This window comes from Acinetobacter sp. NIPH1876, assembly GCF_022808535.1.
Classification (GTDB): domain Bacteria; phylum Pseudomonadota; class Gammaproteobacteria; order Pseudomonadales; family Moraxellaceae; genus Acinetobacter; species Acinetobacter higginsii.
Map to the genome: position 1 here is coordinate 1 of NZ_JALGBR010000049.1, position 739 is coordinate 739.

At 37.8% G+C, this 739-nt stretch carries 1 protein-coding gene; it reads right to left on the minus strand.

Annotation, left to right across the window (positions count from 1 at the left end; all coding sequences use genetic code 11):
* Nucleotides 1-13: 13 nt before the first annotated feature.
* The gene (locus MN869_RS20340; protein WP_005202474.1) at nt 14-691 is read right to left on the minus strand and encodes an IS1595 family transposase; all 678 of its coding nucleotides are present in this window, start codon (nt 689-691) and stop codon (nt 14-16) included.
* Between the last annotated feature and the right edge of the window lie 48 nt (nt 692-739).

The following is a 739-nucleotide window of genomic DNA, read 5'->3' on the forward strand; positions in this document are numbered from 1 at the left end:
GGGGCTTAGGAAGTTAAAGAGGATCATTGCGGAGTAGTTTCAGCAAATCGAGGTATAAATTACTATGCCGATGATTGAAGCGATACTCCGTTTCTTTAAGATGTAGATAAAACATCTTTTTGTCAATCCCATTAAACTTAATAAGCCTTTTCTTAGCATAGCCCCAGAATGATTCTATACCGTTGATATGACGCTCTCCACAGGCAAATTCATTGTCACCATGATTTACTCTTAAGTGCTTATCAAAGCCAATATCTACTAAACCATCATATCCCCGCCATCCATCTGTATTAATGACTGAATCAAGTTCTATATGCCCACGGATAATGCCTTGTAGCGTAGCTTTGGAGCAATCTGGTACAATTTCTGTGTATACATTTCCATCTCGTTTAAGCAAACCAAATACAATGGTCTTTCCTGACGCCCCACGACCTCGTTTACCACGAACACGACGAGCACCAAAGTAAGATTCATCCAATTCAACGATACCATTGAAGGGAGATATTTCTTCACATTGGATAGCAATCTTTTTACGCAATTTGATATAAATTGTATTGATAGAACGTACAGAAATATTGGTGAGTTTAGCGGTATCTGAAGCAGTAAAATCCATGGCAAAAAAGCGAATGATCTGCCTGAATTTTGCTTCTGTGATTCTTGAACGGGAATAGTATCTATTTTTTGCTTTCATATAAGGAAGTTACCATACTTTTTAATATGCTTAACTTCCTAAGCCCCT

Excerpts from the sequence above, each read along its gene's own strand:
- MN869_RS20340 (WP_005202474.1), bottom strand. The coding sequence starts at position 691 with ATGAAAGCAAAAAATAGATACTATTCCCGTTCAAGAATCACAGAAGCA.